The sequence below is a fragment of the Pandoraea sp. CB10b_02 genome (assembly GCF_002216225.1).
Taxonomy (GTDB): Bacteria; Pseudomonadota; Gammaproteobacteria; order Burkholderiales; family Burkholderiaceae; genus Pandoraea; species Pandoraea nosoerga.
In genome coordinates this window covers 1-16272 of sequence record NZ_NJGW02000033.1, presented here as the reverse complement: position 1 = coordinate 16272, position 16272 = coordinate 1, and the positions used below count along the sequence as shown (strand labels likewise).

General features: G+C 64.7%; 12 protein-coding genes. 4 read left to right on the top strand and 8 right to left on the bottom strand.

All coding sequences use genetic code 11. The features are described 5' to 3' along the window. Positions 1–102 precede the first annotated feature (102 nt). Genes CDN36_RS21460 through CDN36_RS21450 form a run of 3 tightly spaced genes read right to left on the bottom strand, consistent with a single transcriptional unit; the run spans position 103 to position 3071 of the window. Positions 103–1431 carry an MFS transporter gene (locus tag CDN36_RS21460; RefSeq protein WP_150557136.1) on the bottom strand — a complete coding sequence of 443 codons (1329 nt, stop codon included), beginning with the start codon at positions 1429–1431 and terminating at the stop codon, positions 103–105. Between the two features lie 35 nt (positions 1432–1466). After that, positions 1467–2219, bottom strand: coding sequence for an SDR family oxidoreductase (locus CDN36_RS21455; protein ID WP_287497846.1), 753 nt, complete (start codon positions 2217–2219; stop codon positions 1467–1469). 9 nt (positions 2220–2228) lie between these two features. Then, positions 2229–3071, bottom strand: coding sequence for a fumarylacetoacetate hydrolase family protein (locus CDN36_RS21450; RefSeq protein WP_287497845.1), 843 nt, complete (start codon positions 3069–3071; stop codon positions 2229–2231). Positions 3072–3225: 154 nt separating this feature from the next. Between CDN36_RS21450 and CDN36_RS21445 the strand changes: the two genes are divergently transcribed. Next, complete coding sequence (locus CDN36_RS21445; protein ID WP_287497844.1) at positions 3226–4152, top strand: LysR family transcriptional regulator; 927 nt, start codon at positions 3226–3228, stop codon at positions 4150–4152. Positions 4153–4172: 20 nt separating this feature from the next. On the opposite strand, the gene CDN36_RS21440 is transcribed toward CDN36_RS21445, so the two are convergent. Next, positions 4173–4928, bottom strand: coding sequence for an SDR family NAD(P)-dependent oxidoreductase (locus CDN36_RS21440; protein ID WP_150557132.1), 756 nt, complete (start codon positions 4926–4928; stop codon positions 4173–4175). Positions 4929–5136: 208 nt separating this feature from the next. Between CDN36_RS21440 and CDN36_RS21435 the strand changes: the two genes are divergently transcribed. After that, positions 5137–5988: an AraC family transcriptional regulator gene (locus CDN36_RS21435; protein ID WP_287497843.1), complete on the top strand. Its 852-nt coding sequence runs from the start codon at positions 5137–5139 to the stop codon at positions 5986–5988. A 531-nt stretch (positions 5989–6519) separates the two neighbouring features. Beyond that, positions 6520–10176, top strand: coding sequence for an autotransporter outer membrane beta-barrel domain-containing protein (locus CDN36_RS21430; RefSeq protein ID WP_287497842.1), 3657 nt, complete (start codon positions 6520–6522; stop codon positions 10174–10176). Between the two features lie 347 nt (positions 10177–10523). Here CDN36_RS21430 and CDN36_RS21425 read toward each other — a convergent pair whose 3' ends face one another. The 3 genes from CDN36_RS21425 to CDN36_RS21415 all read right to left on the bottom strand — a co-directional run bounded on the left by CDN36_RS21425 (position 10524) and on the right by CDN36_RS21415 (position 14387). Further along, positions 10524–11633: a M14 family metallopeptidase gene (locus CDN36_RS21425; protein WP_287497841.1), complete on the bottom strand. Its 1110-nt coding sequence runs from the start codon at positions 11631–11633 to the stop codon at positions 10524–10526. A gap of 5 nt (positions 11634–11638) precedes the next feature. After that, positions 11639–12829, bottom strand: coding sequence for a M20 aminoacylase family protein (locus CDN36_RS21420; protein WP_150557129.1), 1191 nt, complete (start codon positions 12827–12829; stop codon positions 11639–11641). A gap of 232 nt (positions 12830–13061) precedes the next feature. Then, positions 13062–14387 carry an MFS transporter gene (locus CDN36_RS21415; RefSeq protein WP_150557128.1) on the bottom strand — a complete coding sequence of 442 codons (1326 nt, stop codon included), beginning with the start codon at positions 14385–14387 and terminating at the stop codon, positions 13062–13064. 290 nt (positions 14388–14677) lie between these two features. On the opposite strand from CDN36_RS21415, the gene CDN36_RS21410 reads away from it, so the two are divergent. Then, positions 14678–15550: a LysR family transcriptional regulator gene (locus CDN36_RS21410; protein ID WP_150557127.1), complete on the top strand. Its 873-nt coding sequence runs from the start codon at positions 14678–14680 to the stop codon at positions 15548–15550. Between the two features lie 469 nt (positions 15551–16019). Here the strand turns inward: CDN36_RS21410 and CDN36_RS21405 are convergent, their stop codons facing one another. Beyond that, complete coding sequence (locus CDN36_RS21405) at positions 16020–16241, bottom strand: hypothetical protein (RefSeq protein ID WP_287497840.1); 222 nt, start codon at positions 16239–16241, stop codon at positions 16020–16022. Positions 16242–16272: the final 31 nt, after the last annotated feature.

The following is a 16272-nucleotide window of genomic DNA, read 5'->3' as shown; positions in this document are numbered from 1 at the left end:
GCGCTCTGAGCAATCGGCAATATCGGCGGCGGCTCGGCGGGCGAGGGCCAGGCCCTCGCGTGATCCGTTCGCCCAGCCGGCCAAGCGGGACTCGTCGCCCCATCAGCCCCGCTGCTTCTCGCGCAGATACAGATGGCGCGGCACACCCCACAGGATCAGCAGCGTTGCCACCAGGCACGCGGCGGCAATCGCGTAAAGGCCGATCGTCGCGCTGCCCGTCACCGTCGTCACCTTGCCGACCATATAGGGGCTGATGATCCCGCCCAACTGACCCAGGCCGTTGATCAGCGCAATCCCGCCGGCGGCGGCAATGCCCGTCAGGAAACGCGAGGGCAGGATCCAGAACAGCCCGAGCGAGGTGATGATGCCCGTTGCGGCCACGGTGAGCCCGATCACGAGCATCAGCGTGTTGGACGGAAACAGCCCGCAAAGCAAGTACCCTATCGCGCCGGCCAGCGCGCTCATCCCGAGGTGCCAGCGACGCTCGCCGGTCCGATCGGAACTCCGCCCGGCGAGCACCATCACGATCCCCGCGACGACATACGGCAGCATGGAGATGATGCCGATCTGCAAGGCGTCCGACGTCCCCGCCGTCTTGATGAGCTGCGGCATCCAGAACACCAGGCCGTAGATGCCCATGGCGAGGAAGATATAGATGAATGCCAGAATGATCGTGACCGGGTCCCGCAGCGATGCGCCCAGCGAATGTACTTCACGAACCTTCGGGTCGCCGGCGATCTGCGCCTGCAAGGCGCGCTTTTCCTGCGCGCTCAGCCAGCGGGCGCCGCTGATGCTGTCGTCGACGAACAGGAAGACGACGATGCCGAGCACGATGGACGGCAGCCCTTCGAGCAGGAACAGCCACTGCCAGCCCGCCAGGCCGTGCATGCCGTCGAAGTACTTGAGAATCGCGCCGGAAATCGGACCGCCGATGATGCCGCAAAGCGGAATCGAAGCCATGAAGATCGAATTGCATCGACCCCGGCGCTCCGACGGAAACCAGGTGGTGAAGAAGTAGAGCACGCCGGGGACGAAGCCGGCCTCGAGCGCGCCGATCGCGAAACGAAGCACGTAGAACCACGTCTCGTCGCGCACGAACATCATGGCGGCCGAGGCAATGCCCCAGGTCACCATGATGCGCGCGATCCATTTGCGGGCCCCGATCCGGTGCAGAACGATGTTGCTCGGAACCTCGAGCAAGAAGTAGCCGATGAAAAAGATGCTGGCCCCGGTGCCGTAAATGGCGTCGCTCAATCCGAGCTCGCTTTGCATCTGGAGCTTGGCGAAGCTGATGTTGATGCGGTCCAGATACGAACAGATGAAGCACATCACGAACAGCGGGACAAATCGCCAGAATACTTTTCGCACGGCGGTCTGCGCGTCGGCGTTGCCGCCGGCGCCCACCGCCCCGAGGGGGCTGGCAGTCTCCATAATCGTCTCCTTTGGTATTTATGATTTTCTGAGTTTCAGTACGTCGCCCGTCCACCTGACAGGTCGAATACGGCGCCTGTCGTGAACGAGTTTTCTTCCGACGCCAGCCATGCGATGAGCGACGCGATCTCGCTCACCTCGACAAAGCGTCCACGCGGAATCTTCGAGAGCATGTAGTCGATGTGAGTCTGCGCCATCTGCTCGAAGATGCGGGTTCGCGCAGCGGCAGGCGTGACGCAGTTGACCGCGACGTCGAGCGTTGCCGTCTCCTTGCCCAGGCTCTTCGTGAGCGCAATGACGCCGGCTTTCGCGGCGCTGTACGCCGAAGCGTTCGGATTGCCCTCCTTGCCGGCAATCGACGCCACGTTGACGATGCGGCCGTAGCCCTTGTCGATCATCGTGCGGATCACCGCCTTGTTGACATGGAACGTCGCATCCAGATCCACGTTGATGACGCGGCGCCATTCGTCGTCCGGGTACTCCGCCAGCGGCGCATTCGGCCCGGCGATGCCGGCGCTGTGCACGAGGGCGTCGATTTTGCCGAAAGCGCGCAGGGTCGCGCTCACGGCCTCGCCGACGGCCTGTGCGTCCGTGACGTCCACGGTGATCGCGACCGCTTCGCCGTGGCTTGCCAGCGACTCGCGCGCGACGGCCAGTGCAGCCTCGTCGCGATCCCAGAGGGCCACGCGCGCGCCGCTTTGCGCCAGCCGCTGCGCCACCGCGAAGCCAATGCCGTGAGCGCCGCCCGTCACCACGGCCGAGCGGCCGGAAAAGTCATACTGGTTCATCGCAGCCCCTCACCCTTGCACGAGACGTTGACGCTGCTGGCCGAGGCCCTCGATACCGAGGCTCATCACCTGGCCTGCACGCAGATAGACCGGCGGCTTCTGTCCCATGCCCACGCCGGGCGGGGTGCCCGTCGAGATGACGTCGCCGGGGTGCAGGCTCATGAAGCGGCTCAGGTAGGAAACGATCTGCGCCACGGAGAAGATCATCCGGCTGGTGTTGCCCGACTGATAGCGCACGCCGTCGACGTCCAGCCACATCTCGAGCTTTTGCGGGTCGGGAATTTCGTCGGCGGTGACGAGCCACGGGCCGAGCGGTCCGAAGGTGTCGCAGCCTTTGCCCTTGTCCCACGTGCCGCCGCGCTCGAGCTGATATTCGCGCTCGGAGACGTCGTTGATCAGGCAGTAGCCAGCAACGTGATCGAGGGCGTCGGTCTCGTCGATATAGCTGCCGGGCTTGCCGATCACCACGCCGAGTTCGACTTCCCAGTCGGTGCGCTGCGAGCCGCGCGGGATGATGACGTCGTCGTTGGGGCCGCACACGGCCGAGAGCCACTTGTTGAACACGACCGGCTCGGCCGGAATGGGCATTCCCGACTCCTGCGCGTGGTCGACGTAGTTCAGGCCGATGCAGATGAACTTGCCGATACCGCCGACGCAGGGACCCAGGCGGGTCGCGCCGTCGACGCGCGGCAGTGCCGACAGGTCGACGTCCTTGAGCTTTTCCAGCCCAGCCGGCAGCAGGGTGTCGCCGCCGATATCGGCGACGACCGAAGACAGGTCGCGTATTTCTCCGCGCTCGTCGAGCGCACCCGGTTTTTCCTGACCTCGCTCGCCAAATCTGAGCAACTTCATCTATTCTCTCCTAGCAATTTTCATGTGACTGCCGCATCGGGACGGGTGCGGCTTGGGCACAAATGTAGAAGAGCGCAGACGTTTTGAATAATGATAGATTGGCCCGGGGCGATAACTTTTAAGCATCCGGGGATTTCCCTAACGCGACGACGACATGCTTCCCAGCGCCGAATCCCTCTCCTCCCGGCTCAAGCTCAAACAGCTTCGGCTGCTCGTGGCCATCGACGATTACGGGTCGCTTCATCGCGCCGCCGACGAACTCGCGCTCACCCAGCCGGGCGCGACCAAGGCGCTGCGCGAAATCGAGGCGACCTTCGGCAACGAACTCTTCGTGAGGACGCCGCAGGGCATGGTGCCCAACGAACTCGGCAGATGCGTCATTCGGTATGCCAAGCTGATTCAGACGGACGTCGATCACCTCGTGGAGGAAATGGAAGGCGTGCTCACCGGCACCGGGGGAAGACTGGCCGTCGGTGCGATCATGGGCGCCGTGTCCGGGGTGCTCGTCGACGCGATCGCGCGGCTTCGGCGCAAGCAGCCGTCGCTCAGGATCGAGATCACGGAGGACACGAGCGTGCGTCTGCTGGCGCTCGTCGAGAGTGGCCGGCTGGAGCTGGCGATCTGCCGCTTGAGCGTCGCCCGCCAGCCGGAGAACTTCACGTATACGCTGCTGCGGGACGAACCGCTGGCCGTCATCGCCGGCCCCGGCCATCCGCTGGTCCGCACGCCGGACCTGGCGCTTTCCGATCTGATGGAATTCGGCTGGATCGTTTATCCGAGAATCATGCCGCTACGCAGTCTCCTGGAGCGGGAATTCAAGGAAGCGGGTTTGCCGTTGCCGGCAAACCCGATCGAAACAGCGTCGCTGACGGCCACCATGCTGCTCTTGCAGGGCAATGCGAACCTGGTCACGCTCATGCCGCGCGACATGGCGGCCTTCCTCATCGAGCACAAGCTTGCCGCAAGGCTCGACATCGACGTGCGATCGAGGACGGAACCGTATGGGATCGTAACGCGGCGCGGCACGTCGCTGAGCGCGGCGGCCCGGCTGCTGGTGGCGGAGCTGACCGGGGAAGACTGAGGGGGGGGTGTGGCCCGCGCTCAGATCCCCTGGCCGCCCGACACCTCGATGCGCTGCGCGTTGACCCAGCGATGGGACTCGCCGAGCAGACCGGCGATCATCGGGCCAATGTCGTCCGCCACGCCCACGCGGCCCAGCGCCGTCATGCCGGCGAAGAACCGGTTGTACTCCGGCGTATCCCGTACCGCACCGCCGAAAAAGTCCGTCTCGATCGCGCCGGGGGCCACCGCGTTGACGGTAATTCCGCGCGGTCCCAATTCCTTCGCCATGTAGACCGTCAGAACTTCAACGGCGCCCTTGACCGCAGCGTAGGCGGACCAACCCGGCGCCGATATGCGAGTGAGTCCCGTCGAGAGATTCACGATGCGTCCGCCATCCGAGAGGAGGGGCAGCAACTTCTGAGTGAGAAAGAACACGCCCTTGAAATGCACGTTGACCAGCGTGTCGAACGCCGCCTCTTGCATGTCCGTGATCGGCGCGACATCCGCGTGGCCTGCATTGTTCACGAGGTGATCAAAGCGCTCCCTTCCCCAGGTCTCGCGCAACGCCGCCTGCAGCTGCATGGCGAAGTGGGAGAAGGTGGCCACGTTGCCGACGTCGAGTTGCAATGCCACCGCCTTGCGCCCGAGCGCCTGGATTTCGGTGACCACGTCCGCTGCCTCGGCGTCGCGCCGGTGGTAGGTCAAGACGACGTCGCCGCCTGCGCGGGCGATCGACAGCGCGGCATTGCGCCCGAGCCCGCGACTGGCGCCCGTGATGAGAGAGATCGTGCTCATGGTGACTCCTGATGCGTGATGGAAGAAGGCGTCCATTCTCGCGCGCTCATCACCGCCAGCCTTTGCCTGATTCTCCGATTTCCTGGCCTTTTTCTCCTGCGCCCGCCTCGGTTCCCGCCTGAAACGGATACGATTGCCGTATGAAAAAGAGTCCCGAAATACGCCCATGAACGATTCACTGCTTCACGCGGCATGCCGCTACGCGCAGGTGTGCGCCAACCCGAGCGGCATTGCACAAACGCCCATTCCCGAGTTCAGAGTCATTCGGGCAACGACGCCCGGCGGGCTCGATTACGCCATCTCGCGCCCCCTGGCCTGCCTCGTGCTGCAAGGAAGCAAAAAGGTGACAACGGGCAAACGAACGGTCGAGTTCGGCGCCGGCGACCTGCTGTTGATTACCGCCGACGTGCCGACCCTCAGCGAAATCACGCGCGCAAGCGTTGCGGCGCCCTACATCTCACTCGTGCTGGATCTGGACTTGGCGATCATCGGGGAACTGGTCGCGCAGATGGAGCCGCGGCCAGGCGCCGCAGCCCCTGCGCCGGTGCGGGTCGAACCTTCGGACGCAGAGGTTGCCGACGCAGCGCTGCGCCTGATGCACCTGCTCGAGCGCCCCGCGGCCTTGCCGATCCTGCAGGCCCAGCGAGTGCGCGAGATGCACTACTGGCTGCTCGCGGGGAAGCATGGCGCGGCGATTCGACAACTGGGCGGCCCGGAAAATCATGCACTGCGCGTGGCGCGGGCCGTCGCCGTGCTGCGCGCGGACTTCGCGCGGCCGATTCCGCTCGAACGGCTGGCAGCAGCCGCCGGGATGAGCGCCTCTTCGTTCTATCAGCACTTTCGTGCCGCGACCTCGCTGTCCCCGTTGCAGTTCCAGAAGCAGTTGCGCCTGATCGAGGCGCGCCGGCTCATGCTCGCCGAGAGTCTCTCGGCGAGCAGTGCGGCGTTCTCGGTGGGTTATGAAAGCGTTCAGCAATTTACCCGGGAGTACCGGCGGATGTTCGGTCTGCCCCCTGGCAAGGATGCCGATGCGGCACGCAGCGCTATCGCTTCGGCGTAGGCGCGGGCGCTGAAAGCCGCCCTCGCCGCGGGCCCTGCGGGGCGACTCGCTCAGTCGCATGGCGGGCCGCGACGGTTCGACGCGCATCGATGGGGGAAGCGCCCTCAACTTTCTTCGTTCTGAACCGTTATAGGCAGGACGCAGGTCTTGTTGCGGTGTATGGAACCGGAATTCCGGCAATTGCCATCATGGATACCGGTTAATAAGAAATATACGATGTCCCGAATTCATTGTTCCTTGTGGGAACGAATGTAAGCCAGGTGATCAATATCGTCGCGCCAGCCGGCATGGCCGTTCCCGCGCCCCGGCAAAATGTGGCGGCGCCGGAATAATTCCCGAATCCCAATTCAATACCGGTTTTTTCTCGGACGAGCAGAAATAACACAGCAGCCGTCCTCCTAGTTAATACTGATTTATACTCCGAAGCAATATTTGCTATCGTCGGTCGACGATAAGTTTTTATAAAAACCGCCTGCCACTGTCCCACGGCAGTTCCCAATCTGAGTCAATCCCGACAGAGGAGCTCATCGATTGCGTGAAAACCACGTGAAGACGTCGTTCGCCGTTCCCGCCTCCAGCGCGTGGGACAGCGGTTTGCGGAAAAAGGGGATATGGGGCTCGATCGCTTGCCATCGTGCCGTCTTGACGACTGCGGTGACGGCGCTGCTGCCCTCCGCGCACGCGCTCGCCCAATGCGCCGTCGCCCCGGCCGCGCTCAGCATCTCGTCCGGCAGTTGTTCCGATCCGGCATCCACCACGCGAGAAAGTGCGGGTTCTGCGCCCGTGGTCGAGGTCTCCGGCTCCGGTGCCTACAGCGGCACCTCCGTGATCCTGAACGCCACCGGCAGCGGCTACGGCGCGCATGCCACCGGCGGCGGGAAGATCACCTTGACCGGCACGTCACTGAACAGCACATCGATCACCACCGATGGCGCCGACGGCCACGGGCTTCATGCCGAGGACGGGGGGCAGATCACCGGCAGCAATACAATCGTCTACACGAATGGCGCCGGCGCTTACGGCGCAAGGGCGATCGGTAGGAGCAGCAGCGTGTCGCTCGTCGATAGCGAGTTGAACACGGCTCTCGACGGCGCTCATGGCGCCTATGCGGCCAGTGGCGGGGCGATCAATCTGACCCGCACCAACGTCACGACCCTCGGGGCGGGCGCCTCCGCTATCTTCACGGATACCGGCGGTGCGATCACCCTCGACGACCTGAGCACGTTCAGCTACGGCGACAACGCGCCGGGGGCCGCGGCTTCAGGCGTGGGCAGTCGTCTCACGTTGAACAACGCCTACGTGAACGTCTACGGCAATGGCAGCCCAGGGCTGTCTGCGGCCGCCGGCGGACAGATCGATGTCGACGGCAGCGCCATCGTGACAGGCGACTATTACGGAAACATCGTCATCGCGAACTCCCCCGGCATACTCGCCCGAGGCGCGGGCAGCGTCGTTCGGGTAATCCGTGGTGCGACTTCGGCAACGTATGGCGCAAACAGCCCGGGCCTGTGGGCGGATGCGGGCGGCAGGATTGACTTCGCGGGCTACGGCGTCTTCACCTACCAACCCAACTCCCCTGGCGCTGCGGCGAGCGGCGGCAGCACGATCGCTCTGACCGGCACCATCGTGCGCACCTCCGGCCCTTCCGGTGCCGGCGTGCTCGTCACGGACGCTGGCTCGGTCACCGTGGCGGACACCGAGATCGTCACCGGATTCCGGACGACCGGCGGCAATCCGCCGGCCTTGCAGTTCCCGGACACAGAAATAGGCCTGGAGGCTCACGGCGCCGATGTGGTCGGCGCGGGCAGCCAGTTGCAGGCCGAGCGCACCAGTATCACCACGAACGGCGACGGCGCCATCGGCGTTCGGGTCAGCCAGGGCGCTGTGGCCTCGATCGTCGGAGGCGCGATCACGACGCGCGGGGCCGACACCGTCGCGCTCGGCGGCGCCGACGGCGCTCGGGCAACCGACGTCGGCAGCCGTATTGCGCTGTCCGGCACTTCGGTCACCACCACGAACGCGAACGCCGTGGGCCTGCACGCGATGGCGGGCGGCACAATTACCGCCACGGACGCCAAGGTCGCCACGCAGGGGCAGAACGCCTTCGGGGCTTCCGCGCAGGATGCCGGCAGCACTATCACGCTGACCGGCACGGCCATGACCACGGCGGGCAACGCCGCGCATGGTGTCGCCGCGGCCAATGGCGGCACAGTGACCGCGTCCGGGACCACAGTCGCGGTAAGTGGCGCGGGCTCGGCGGCGATCCACCTGACGGGCGGCACGGCGAGCACGGTGTCGGTGACCGGCGGCAGCCTGAGCGCCGCCCACGGCGCGATCGTGCTGGCCGAAGGCGGGACAGGCACCGTCTCGATCAGCGGTGGCACCGCGGTGACGCCTGCCGTCGTCGATGGCCGGCTGCTGCTGGCGCGAGTGACCGAGAATGCGGCGGGCACGCCAAGCGATCTGACGCTGAACATTGCCAATATGCCCTCGCTCGCCGGCGACATCGTCGTCGACCCTTCGGCCCTCGCCTATCGTCTCGTCAGCAGCAACTGGACCGGCAATCTGGCGTTGACCGGGTCGGGAAACACTGCCAGCGCCGACCTCAGCGCATCGCAATGGACGGGCGACCTGCAGGCCGACGCCGGCAACACCGCCGACGTGGCGCTAGCCCAGAGCAGCGTCTGGACGGGTATGGCACGAAACGCAACCGATGTCTCGATCGACGCCCTCAGTGTCTGGAACGTCACCGGCGACTCGAACGCCACCGGTACGGTCGCCAATGCCGGTCTGGTCCAGTTCGTCGCCCGGCCGGGCGCCTACAGCACGCTGACGGTTGGAAACTACACGGGCATTGCCGGCAGCCGCATCGGCTTCAACACTTATCTTGGCGCCGACAACTCGCCGACCAATCTGCTGGTGATCAATGGTGGTCAGGCCACCGGCACGACGTCGGTGATCGTCAGTAATACCGGCGGCGCCGGCGCACAGACCGTGGCAGACGGCATTCGACTGGTACAGGTGAGCGGCGGGGGCACGACCGCGGCCAGCGCCTTCACGCTAGGTCAGCGCGTCGCCGCTGGCGCCTATGAGTACCAACTCTTTCGCGGCGGAAGCACGGACCCGAACGACTGGTTCCTGCGGTCTCATCTCGTCGCCGCACCGACAGACCCCGCTGCACCAAGCGGTACGGAAATTCCGCTCTACCGCCCGGAAGTGGCGCTCTACACGCCCATCCCTGCGATCGCCCGGCAGATGGGTCTTGCAACGCTGGGAACGCTGCATGAGCGCGTCGGCGAAGAAGAGAACCTGCGTGATGCGCCGGCGCCTCGGACGTATGCGAACGGCGTCTGGGGACGGGTGTTCGGACAACGCGTGCGCAACCGCTGGAGCGGGACGGTCGATGCGAGCGCGACGGGCAATCTGGTCGGGTTCCAGACGGGCTTGGACATCTTCCGGCGGACGACGGACAGCGGCCACCGCGACCACGCCGGCGTGTATCTCGCATACTCCGACTACCATTCCGCGTCGGTGCGCGGCTTCGCCTTGGGCACGCAGGACCTGACGGTGGGCCAATTGTCGATGAATGGTCCGTCGGTCGGGGGGTATTGGACGCACTTTGGCCCGAGCGGCTGGTATCTCGACGCGGTGTTCCAGGGAAGCTGGTACGACGCGAAGGCAACGTCTCTCTATGGGGCCGGACTATCGACCCATGCAACGGCCTACGCGGGCTCGCTCGAGGCGGGCTATCCCGTCCATTTCGGTAGGGACGGCGACTGGCTGATCGAGCCGCAAGCACAGATCGTATACCAGGGCGTGTCGGTGGACCGGTCGCGAGACCAGTACTCGAGCGTGGACTGGGATGCCGGCGCGGCCTGGACCGCACGCCTGGGGGCCCGGTTGCAATACACGAAGCGCGACGGGCGAGGCACGCTGTGGCAGCCCTACGCGCGAATCAACCTCTGGCACGCCTTCTCCGGCACTGACAGCGCGCTTTTCGGGCAGTCGTCGCCTTCGGTCGAGGCCCGCTTTGGCAACACGGCGCTGGAGGTGGGGGCCGGCGTCACCGCACAGGTGAATCGGAAACTGAGCTTTTACGGCCAGGCCAGCTACCGTTGGTCGGTCGGCGGCGGCCGCAATCCTCAAAGCGCAACCGCCGGCATGGCAGGCGTTCGCTTCAACTGGTGAGCATCTGCCGGGTCCCGTGTCTTGCGCTAGAGGAGATTTGCCGGATTCCCGAACTTTTCCGCCGGCGCTTCGCCCACACGAGTCCGGCCGCATATCGGGAGAAGTTCGGCCATGACGCACGGACGCGGAGGGTTTGACGGGTGAAAGCGAATATTTTCAAACGGTCAATTCCGCCCTTCTGAGACAATCAACGCCGCCTGTGGGACGGCCAGGCGGCGCGGGCGGGCGCGGCGCGGTTTGCGCGGTGCTGTTCGCACGACACGGCTTGCGCGCCGCAGGGCGCGGATTCGATCGCGCTCTGGCTGCCCCCCCGCATCGGCATCGCATCACCAGTGCGAGGCCGCGCCTTAGCTTCGCGCCAGCCCCGTCACGGCCTGCAGGATTGCCACACGGGCCTGCCCGAGGATTTGCCCCTGCCATACGGGATCATCGAAGCAGAACGCCTGCCGCACCGCTTCGCGAATGGCTGCCGCCTGCGCGGCCGGCGCATCGGGATGCTGTCTCAGCCACGCGTCCGCGCGCAGCATGTGAAGCATGTCGACGAGCGGCACCGTGCCGTACTCGATCGCCATGGCCGTTACCTCGGCGTCGGGCCGCGCGCGGCGCAGCGTATCGAGCAGCGGACCGCCGACGTTCGACGCGACGGTCGTCCCGTCGATGGGACTGGCCAGATCCGCGCCCCACCACGCGCGGGCGCGAGACAGTTCCCCGGCGTCCAGTGCCCCCACGCAGATCTTCTCGCCGTGCCCGGGCGGGCCGAGCCCGGTATGAAAGTCGATCCACCCGATGGCGTCGCACCGTCTGGCATGCGTCTCGATCAGCGTGCGCATGAGCCGGGTGCTCCACACCGGCCCGCGTCCGCCGTAGAACAGGCCGTCGGGAAAAGTGTACTGTCCGATGGTCAACGCACGCTGATAGGCGGCTTCGCCGTGCGTGGCGATGTATTCGGCAATGGCGCGCACGTTGCCTTCAGAGGGCGGCCACGCCGGGGGCACGAGCAGCGCGTGCAGCGCTGCGTAGTCGTCGTTGACGGGCAGCGCCTGCGTGAAGTCGACGCCGTTGCGGTTCAGATCGACGTTGTCCTCGTTCGTGCGCGAAAGCCAGGAAAAGCCAAATGGATTGATCGCATGCACGACAAGAATGGCCACGCCCGCTGCCGACAGGCGCGCCCTGATCCCGCCGTCGCCAAGCAGCGCGATTTGCGCGGCGCTGCCGCAGAAGCCCTCCACGCCGTGCGTGCCGGACGTCACGATCAACAACCGTCGCGCATGCGGCGCGCCCAGCCGCACGACATCGGTAGCCAGCGCCTCGCCCTCGCGTCCGGCGACATCGGGGATGACGTGACTCTCGAGATCGACGCTCGCCAATTGCGCCGCTTCGGCAAAGCGCTGCCTCGCGAGCCGGTAACTATCCGAAAACAGATGCGCGAATGGGCGCATGAGGGAACTCGCGCTCATGGACATCACCCCACGAGAAACGCTTCGGCCAGGCGTACCCAGTAGGTCGAACCCAGCGTGAGCACGTCGTCGTTGAAATCGTAGCTGGTGTTGTGCAGCATGCAGGGACCGAGCCCGTGACCGTGCGCCCTGTGGTCTCCCGTTCCGTTGCCGATGTACGCGTAGCAGCCCGGCCGCTCGAGCAGAAAGAACGAGAAGTCCTCCGCCCCCATCGTCGGATCGATGGGATCGACCACGTGATCGCGCCCCACGATTTCCTTCATGACGTTGAGGGCGAACTGTGTCTCGGCCGCCGTGTTGACGGTGGGCGGGTAGTTGCGAATGAAGGAGAACTCGACGGTGCACCCGTAGGCGGCGGCGGTGGACTCGCAGAATTCGCGCATGCGCGTCTCGACGAGATCGAGCACCTCGAGCGAGAACGTGCGCACGGTGCCTGCGAGCGTGGCGGTGTTCGGAATGACGTTGATCGCTTCGCCCGCCTGCATCTGCGTGATGGAGAGCACCGCAGCGTCGATGGGACGTTTGTTGCGCGTCATGATGCTCTGCAGGCCGGTGCCGATCTGCATGGCCGTCAGCACAGGGTCGATACCGTCGTGCGGCATGGCCGCGTGCGCGCCGGTGCCCTTGACCACGATGCGGAACTCGTTGCTCGACGCCTGCGTGGCGCCCACCCGGGCACCGAAGCTACCGGCGGCAAGGCCCGGCCAATTGTGCAGCGCGAACACGGCGTCGACCGGGAATTTTTCGAACAGGCCGTCTTCGAGCATGGCCTTCGCGCCGCCGCCGCCCTCTTCCGCCGGCTGAAAGATGAAAACGATGGTGCCATCGAAAGTGCGGTGTTCGGCGAGATGCTGCGCGGCGCCGAGCAGCATGGCAGTGTGGCCGTCGTGGCCGCAGGCGTGCATCTTGCCGGCGTATTTCGACGCGTGCTCGAACGTGTTCAATTCCTGAATGGGAAGTGCGTCCATGTCGGCACGCAAGCCGATGACCTTCTTGCCGGTGCCGTTGCGCAGCACGCCGACAACCCCCGTCTTGCCGAGGCCGCGGGTGACTTCGATGCCCCAGGACTCGAGCAGTTTCGCCACGATGTCCGACGTGCGGGCCTCTTCGTAGCGAAGTTCGGGGTGGGCGTGAATGTCGCGTCGGATGGCTTGCAGCTCGGCCGAGCGTTGGGCGATTTCAGGAATGATGGACATAGGTGTCGTCTCTTGATGGATAGCCCCGGGATGGCGGGCGCGTGGACGGTCACGCGGGCGCGTCGCGCCATGTGGACAGGGGCGGGTTGAGAGGGATTCCGGCAGGCCCGTCGGCAGCGCTCTGCCGACGGCCTTGATGAGTGATGTGACGCAGTACCGGCCAATGCTGGCAATACCGGGTGGTGTCGAGCGGTGCCGAGCCGGGCGGTTGCGGCGTGCCGACTGCCGGCCGCTACAGCAGCGGCTGGCGCGAGCGATCCCGGAGCAGCAGGATCGTCACGAGCCCCACGGCCGCCCCGAACAGGCCGTAGTAGACCACGGCGAGTTTGTCGCCCGTCCACCCGATGAGCAGCGTGGCGATGGCGCCGGCAAAGCCGCCGAAGATCATCACGGCAAAGTTGTAGCCGATGGCCATCGACGTGGCTCGCACCCGCGACGGGAAAAGCTCACACACGAAAGCGCAGTACGAGCCCTGGAACAGCCCGAGCGTGAGCATCAGGCAGCACTGCACGAAAATCAGCATCGGTAATGTCGGTACGTGACTCACGGCGAGGAACAGCGGATACGCAACGACCAGGCTGATGAGCGCGGAGGCGACCATGGGCTTCTTGCGGCCGATGGCGTCGGAGATGCGCCCCGAGGCAAACGTCCCGACGATGTAGGCAACGGCGGCGCACAGCGAGGCGATCACGCTGCTCTTGAACGGAATGCCCAGCGACTTCGTCGCATAGCTCGGCATGTAGTAATAGAAGATGTAGGTGCCGATGGTGCCGTAGACGGTCAGGCCGAAGCCGGCGAGCACCTGACGCCAGTGCGCCGTGATCGACTCGAAGAACGGCGAGCGCTTTTCGGTCAGTTTGCCGCGCGCGTCCTTGAACACGGGTGACTCGTCGAGCCGCGAGCGCACGTACAGGCCGACCGGCACGATCAGCAGGCCGATCACGAACGGGATTCGCCAGCCGAAGGCGTCGATCTGCTCGGGCGTGAGCGCTTGCGTAATGCCTACCGAAACGATGGCGCCAAGCAGCATGCTGCACGCCTGCGCAATCATCTGGAAGCTGCCATACACGCCGCGTCGCTCGACCGGTGCATGTTCGACGAGGAATGCCGTTGCGCTGCCGACTTCGCCGCCGGCCGAGAACCCCTGGAGGAAGCGGCCGATGAGCATGAGCACGGGGGCGGCGATGCCGATCTGGGCGTAGGTCGGGGCAAACGCGATGACGGCGACGCCAAGCGCCATGACGGAGATCGTCATGAGCAGCGCGGCCTTTCGGCCGTGCTTGTCGGCGTAGGCGCCGAGCACGATGCCGCCGAGCGGGCGCGTGAGGAAACCCACCCCGAAGGTTGTCCATGCGGCGAGCAGGGCCGCGGTCGGGTTATCGCTGGGGAAGAACTGTCGCGCGATATTGGCCGCGAAGAACGTGAATACGGTGAAATCGAACCATTCGAGCGCGTTGCCTATGGTGGACACCGCGATGACGCCGACATCGATGCGCCTTGCGGAGCGCTCCGAAACCGCCGAGCTCGCGCCGCTGTCGCGCGCAACCGAGACTTCCATGGGGATACTCCTCTTCTATGAAGTGTTTTCGCGGCAAACCCACCGCACTCGCTTCGCCCCATTCTGCTTGTGCCAAAAAACCGATAAAAGCTAGAATTTGTGGTCTTTCATCGCAATTTTTTTGATGAATCGACCTCCGGGTTTCGGGCGTCTGAAGCGCCATGCCGATGAGCTTCCCGACGGGTTTTCCCGGGGGTTTGCTGCGATTGCGTCCCTGGGCCCGTCCCTGGGTCCGTCCCTGGTTTCTCCCGGATGCCGTGTGAGTCCGGGCCACTTTGCGCGAGCGGGTTATGAGCAATTTGCGATTCATGAAGACCTTTGCGGCGGTCGCGAGATACGGGTCGTTCGCTTCGGCGGCCGAACATCTCGCGATGACGCAGTCGGCGGTCAGCATGCAAATGCGGGCGCTGGAAGAGGAATTCGGCCATCCGCTGTTCGATCGCGTGGGGCGGTCGGTGACGCTCAATGCAATGGCGCGTGTCTTGCTGCCGCACGCCGAGCAACTGCTCGCGCAGTATCAGACAATGCGAATGTTGGCCGCCGGTATCGAATCGACAGCCGGCCCGGTAAAGATCGGTGCGGTGGAATCGGCGGTGAGTGCATTGGCGCGCGCCGTGTCTCGGATCAAACAGGCACAACCGCATCTCGAGATACTGATCCGGACGGCGCGGTCCATCGAATTGACGGCGGCCCTGGATGCGGGCGAGATCGATTGTGCGGTGCTGGTGGAGCCGTCCGGCAGGCGCCCGGCAGGCGTGCGCTGGACGCCGTTGTACCGCGAGCCGTTGGTGCTGCTGGCGTCGTCGGCGTTGAAGTCGGGCTCGGTCACGAAGCTGCTGGAGACGGAGCGGTTCCTGCGTTTTGACAGGACGCAGCGCACCGGCGCACTGATCGACCGCGCAGTGAGACGCCAGCACGTGAGAGTCACCGACTTTCTTGAACTGACGTCGATCGAAGGCATTGCGGCGTTGGTCCGTCAACGCGTGGGCATTGCGGTGGTGCCACTACTGCGCAGCGCGACGTGGGCGCAGGAAGACTCGCTGCGCGTGATCCCCCTGCCGGGTGTGAGCGAACAACGCAGTATCGGATTGCTGGAACGCACCCGTCACGACAAGATGGGAATTACGTCGGCCATTGCGCAACAGGTAATGGCGCAGGGATGAGAAGCGCTGCGCGGGCGGTGCGGCCGGCTGTGCGAACTTGCTCCCCTTAAGCGGTTGCCCCCTCGGAGCCAGCTTGTAAGCCGCGGACAGCGCAAACAAAAAAACCCTTGGAATCCAAGGGCTTAATTGTTTCATCGCTTGTTTAACCGGCTTTTCCTACCGGCGGTGTAACTGGCGGAGAGAGGGGGATTCGAACCCCCGATAGGCTATTAACCTATGCCGCGAGTTATCGCAAAACTTTGATTTCAAATGAACTTAAAGCAAGAATCAGTCATACAAATTCAACCAAGGGACATCGATAAGCTACTGATTTCACTGAACCCGCCCGACAAAAATAATACAGATAATTCGCACATCCTAGACGAGTTCGCATCGGAACTCGTGGCAATCACCAGCGAATTGTAGGTCGGAAAAATTGCAGCGAAACCAGCCCGCACGAACACAAAATCAGCGACAGAATATTCGAAAATTATTCCGTCGCCTCCTCACTCTGCACGCCCGTCACCTGCCGCATCTTCCCCTCCTGCGTCACCGTATCCTGCACCGCCAGTTCCTCGCTGCGCACCGTCTCGCCAACGTTATTGGTGCGCTCCGCGTTAACCTGCACCGGCACGGTCACTGACATGCAGCCCGCCAGAATGGCCGCCCCCGCAACGGTTGCGACCGATGCTGCGATTACTACCTTCTTCATCTAGATCTCCTTTTCGTATCGTGGAGCGGTG

Bases quoted from the DNA above. Each gene is read 5' to 3' on its own strand.
- CDN36_RS21415 (WP_150557128.1), bottom strand. From the start codon at position 14,387: ATGGAAGTCTCGGTTGCGCGCGACAGCGGCGCGAGCTCGGCGGTTTCG.
- CDN36_RS21410 (WP_150557127.1), top strand. From the start codon at position 14,678: ATGAGCAATTTGCGATTCATGAAGACCTTTGCGGCGGTCGCGAGATAC.
- CDN36_RS21450 (WP_287497845.1), bottom strand. From the start codon at position 3,071: ATGAAGTTGCTCAGATTTGGCGAGCGAGGTCAGGAAAAACCGGGTGCG.
- CDN36_RS21455 (WP_287497846.1), bottom strand. From the start codon at position 2,219: ATGAACCAGTATGACTTTTCCGGCCGCTCGGCCGTGGTGACGGGCGGC.
- CDN36_RS21425 (WP_287497841.1), bottom strand. From the start codon at position 11,633: ATGAGCGCGAGTTCCCTCATGCGCCCATTCGCGCATCTGTTTTCGGAT.
- CDN36_RS21405 (WP_287497840.1), bottom strand. From the start codon at position 16,241: ATGAAGAAGGTAGTAATCGCAGCATCGGTCGCAACCGTTGCGGGGGCG.
- CDN36_RS21420 (WP_150557129.1), bottom strand. From the start codon at position 12,829: ATGTCCATCATTCCTGAAATCGCCCAACGCTCGGCCGAGCTGCAAGCC.
- CDN36_RS21445 (WP_287497844.1), top strand. From the start codon at position 3,226: ATGCTTCCCAGCGCCGAATCCCTCTCCTCCCGGCTCAAGCTCAAACAG.
- CDN36_RS21440 (WP_150557132.1), bottom strand. From the start codon at position 4,928: ATGAGCACGATCTCTCTCATCACGGGCGCCAGTCGCGGGCTCGGGCGC.
- CDN36_RS21460 (WP_150557136.1), bottom strand. From the start codon at position 1,431: ATGGAGACTGCCAGCCCCCTCGGGGCGGTGGGCGCCGGCGGCAACGCC.